This window comes from Saccharopolyspora mangrovi (genome assembly GCF_035320975.1).
Taxonomy (GTDB): domain Bacteria; phylum Actinomycetota; class Actinomycetes; order Mycobacteriales; family Pseudonocardiaceae; genus Saccharopolyspora; species Saccharopolyspora mangrovi.
Map to the genome: position 1 here is coordinate 1 of NZ_JAWLNX010000004.1, position 4098 is coordinate 4098.

Here is a 4098-nt window from a genome sequence, read left to right on the forward strand (position 1 = left end):
TCAGGGTCACGTTGACGCTGATGCCCTCGCCGATCACCTTCGTGATCGCCGGCAGGCCCGCCAGCGTGGCCGGGATCTTGACCATCAGGTTCGGCCGGTCCACGGCCTTCCACAGATCGATCGCCTCGGCGACCGTCTTGTCCGTGTCGTGCGCCAGCCGCGGGTCGACCTCCAGGGAGACCCGGCCGTCCACACCACCGGTGGACTCGTAGACGTTGCGGAAGATGTCCGCCGCGTCGCGCACGTCGGCCGTGGTGAGCTCGCGGATCGTGTCGTCCACGCTCGCACCGCGTGCCGCCAGGTCCTTGACCTTGTCGGCGTAGTCGGCGGCGTTGGACAGCGCGTTGGCGAAGATCGTCGGGTTGCTGGTGACCCCGACGACGGCCTGGTCGGTGATCAGCTGGGCGAGGTTGCCCGAGCTGATGCGCTGGCGGGACAGGTCGTCCAGCCAGATCGAAACTCCGGCCTCGGTCAGGGCCTTGAGGTTCGCGTTGGTCGTCACAGAAATTCCTCCGCTCACGCCTGCTCGGCGTTGCTCAGGCTGCGTCGAGCAGCTGCGACAACGGCTTCGGTGGTGATGCCGAACTGCTCGTAAAGGGTCTTGTAGTCCGCCGAGGCACCGAAGTGCTCCAGCGACACCGACTCACCGGCGTCCTTGACGAACCGGTACCACGGCATGGCGATGCCCGCCTCGACCGAGACGCGGGCCTTCACCGAGCTCGGCAGCACCGACTCGCGGTAGGCCTCGTCCTGGGCGTCGAACCACTCGACGCACGGGAACGAGACGACGCGGGTGGCCACGCCCTCGGCCTCGAGGGCCTGGCGGGCCTCCACGGCCAGCTGGACCTCGGAACCGGTGGCCATCAGGATCAGGTCCGGGTTGCCGTTGGCGGCGTCGGCCAGGACGTAACCGCCCTTGGCGACGCCCTCGGGGGTCACGCCCTCCAGCGTCGGAACGCCCTGACGGGTCAGCGCCAGGCCGGCCGGGCCGGTGGGGTTCTCCAGGATCGCCTTCCACGCGGCGGCGGTCTCGTTGGCGTCCGCCGGGCGGACCAGCGAGAAGCCGGGGATCGCGCGCAGCGAGGCGACGTGCTCGATCGGCTGGTGCGTCGGGCCGTCCTCGCCCAGGCCGATGGAGTCGTGCGTCCAGACGAAGATCGACGGCACCTTCATCAGGGCCGCCAGGCGCACCGCCGGGCGCATGTAGTCGCTGAACACCAGGAACGTGCCGCCGTACGGGCGGGTGCCGCCGTGCAGGGCGATGCCGTTGAGGATCGCGCCCATCGCGTGCTCGCGGATGCCGAAGTGCAGCGTCCGGCCGTAGGGGTTGGCCGACCAGGCGTCGGTGGAGATCGACTCCGGGCCGAACGAGGGCTGGCCCTTCATCGAGGTGTTGTTGCTCTCGGCGAGGTCCGCCGAACCGCCCCACAGCTCGGGCAGCACGTCGGCCAGCGCGTTGAGGACCTCACCCGAGGCCTTGCGGGTGGCGACGCCCTTGCCGTCGGCCTCCCAGCTCGGCAGCTTCTCGGCCCAGCCGGCCGGCAGCTCGCGGGCGGTCAGCCGGTCCAGCAGCGCCTTGCGCTCCGGGTTGGCGGTGGCCCACGTGTCGAAGTCGGCCTGCCACTCGGCGCGGGCCTTCTTGCCGCGCTCGACGACCTCGCGGGCGTGCGCGAGCACGTCGGTGTCGACCTGGAAGGACTGCTCCGGGTCGAAGCCCAGCGCCTTCTTGACCTCGGCGACCTCGTCGCCGCCCAGCGCGGCGCCGTGGGCCTTGCCGGTGTTCATCTTCGTCGGCGCCGGGTAACCGATGACCGTGCGCAGCACGATCAGGGTCGGGCGGGCGGTCTCGGCCTTGGCGGTCTCGATGGCCGCCAGCAGACCCTGCACGTCCTCACCGCCGTGGACGGTGAGCACCTGCCAGCCGTAGGCCTCGTAGCGCTTGGCGGTGTCCTCGGACAGCGCGATGCCGGTGTTGTCCTCGATGGAGATCTCGTTCGCGTCGTAGATCACCGTGAGGTTGCCCAGCTGCTGCGTGCCGGCCAGCGAGGACGCCTCGGAGGTCACGCCCTCCTCGATGTCGCCGTCGGAGGCGATCACGTAGATGTGGTGGTCGAACGGGCTCTCACCCGCACCGGCCTCCGGGTCGAACAGCCCGCGCTCGCGACGCGCGGCCATCGCCATGCCGACCGCGGTCGACAGGCCCTGGCCCAGCGGACCGGTCGTGGTCTCCACACCCTTGGTGTGCCCGTACTCCGGGTGGCCCGGGGTCAGCGAACCCCACTTGCGCAGCTGCTTGAGGTCCTCGACCTCCAGGCCGTAGCCGGAGAGGAACAGCTGCACGTACAGCGTCAGGCTCGAGTGCCCGGCCGAGAGCACGAAGCGGTCGCGGCCGATCCACTCCGGGTCGGTGGGGTCGTGCCGCATGACGCGCTGGAACAGGGCGTAGGCGGCGGGCGCGAGGCTCATCGCGGTGCCCGGGTGGCCGCTTCCGCAGTTCTCCACCGCGTCGGCGGCGAGCACGCGCGCGGTGTCCACGGCGCGCTGATCCAGCTCGGTCCAGTCGTTGGGCAGTCGCTTGGTGGTCAAGCGGGCAAGGTCGTCGGTGACGGACACGGACGCAGCTCCAGTTTTCCTTCGGCGGTATTTCCCTCAACGCGGCGAACGGTCCGCTGGACCGATTCGAACCGCAGTTATCCCTCGTCCGTCGGGCAGCCTAGTCTCCTGCGATCAGGCGCCCGGCGGCCCGTTTGAGAAACGGTGTCGCCCCACTGCTGAACCAGCCTCGACCTGCGAGGATCGCCCTCAGACGTGGGGGAGCCGGCGATTCGTCGACCAGCGTGCACCAGAACCGGTCTGCGCGCTGATGGGCTGCCGGAAACGCGGCTGATCGCCGAACGGTGCCAGTTTAGCCCTTACCCGGCGTGAACAGGCCCACTCGCACCCGCGCGCGACGACCTTCAGTAGCGCGACTACTATTGCTCAACGGTTCGGTTCCGTTCTTCGGGGAACCGGCGGGAGCGTGGTCGGCAAGTGCGGGGAGTGTCATGTCGTCGGTGAGCGCAGCGTCGTGACCACCGCCGCCGAACTCTCCGGTCAGCCCGTCCGCAAGGCCGCTGACCTGCTCAAAGCCTACCTGGGGCTGGTCAAGCCGCGGGTCATCGAGCTGCTGCTGGTCACCACCATCCCGGCCATGCTGCTGGCCGTGCGCGGGATCCCCTCGCCCTTGCTGGTGCTGGCGACGCTGGTCGGCGGAACGATGGCGGCCGGCAGCGCCAACGCGCTGAACTGCGTCGTCGACGCCGATATCGATCAGGTGATGAAGCGCACGCGGGCCCGGCCGCTGGTGCGGCACACGGTGTCCAACCGGCACGCGCTGATCTTCGGCATCGCGCTGGGCGTCGGATCGTTCCTGGTGCTGTGGGCCTCGACGAACCTGCTGGCCGGTGCGCTGGCCGTGGCCACGATCCTGTTCTACGTCTTCATCTACACGATGGTCCTCAAGCGGCGGACCGCGCAGAACATCGTGTGGGGCGGTGCCGCCGGGTGCATGCCGGTGGTGATCGGCTGGGCCGGGGTGACCGGAAGCGTGGACTGGCCCGCGCTGGTGATGTTCGGCGTGGTGTTCTTCTGGACGCCGCCGCACACCTGGTCGCTGGCGATGAAGTACAAGGACGACTACGAGCGCGCCGGGGTCCCGATGCTGCCCGTGGTGGCGAGCCCGACGGCGGTGTCCCGGCGGATCGTGCTGTTCACCTGGCTCATGGTGCTGTGGACGTTGCTGCTGGTCCCGGCCGCGGGCTGGCTCTACGCCGCCTTCGCGGTCCTCTCCGGCGCCTGGTTCATCGTGCTGGCCCACCGCCTGCACGCCGCCACCAGGCGAGGCGTCGAGACCAAGCCGATGCGCCTGTTCCACATGTCCAACACGTACCTGATGATCGTCTTCGTGGCCCTCGCGGTGGACTCCGCCCTCAGCTTCCCCGTCCTCGGCTGGCCCTGGTAGGCCACCCCACCCGGGCAGCGGGATTCGAATTTCGCGCGAAATTCGACCCGGCCCAGTCGGGGGGCGAAGTGGGGCCCGCAGAGGAGAAAACGACGCGG

General features: G+C 69.7%; 3 protein-coding genes. 1 reads left to right on the forward strand and 2 read right to left on the reverse strand.

The features are described from left to right. Both R4I43_RS06720 and tkt read right to left on the reverse strand, forming a co-directional pair. Positions 1–502, reverse strand: a 502-nt coding sequence (locus R4I43_RS06720; RefSeq protein ID WP_324264657.1) for a transaldolase family protein, incomplete at its 3' end; no start/stop codon positions are given. A gap of 14 nt (positions 503–516) precedes the next feature. Further along, positions 517–2613 carry a transketolase gene (tkt, locus tag R4I43_RS06725; protein WP_324264658.1) on the reverse strand — a complete coding sequence of 699 codons (2097 nt, stop codon included), beginning with the start codon at positions 2611–2613 and terminating at the stop codon, positions 517–519. A gap of 454 nt (positions 2614–3067) precedes the next feature. Here tkt and R4I43_RS06730 point away from each other — a divergent pair, with 454 nt between their 5' ends. Continuing rightward, positions 3068–4000, forward strand: coding sequence for a heme o synthase (locus R4I43_RS06730; RefSeq protein WP_324264659.1), 933 nt, complete (start codon positions 3068–3070; stop codon positions 3998–4000). Positions 4001–4098 lie beyond the last annotated feature (98 nt).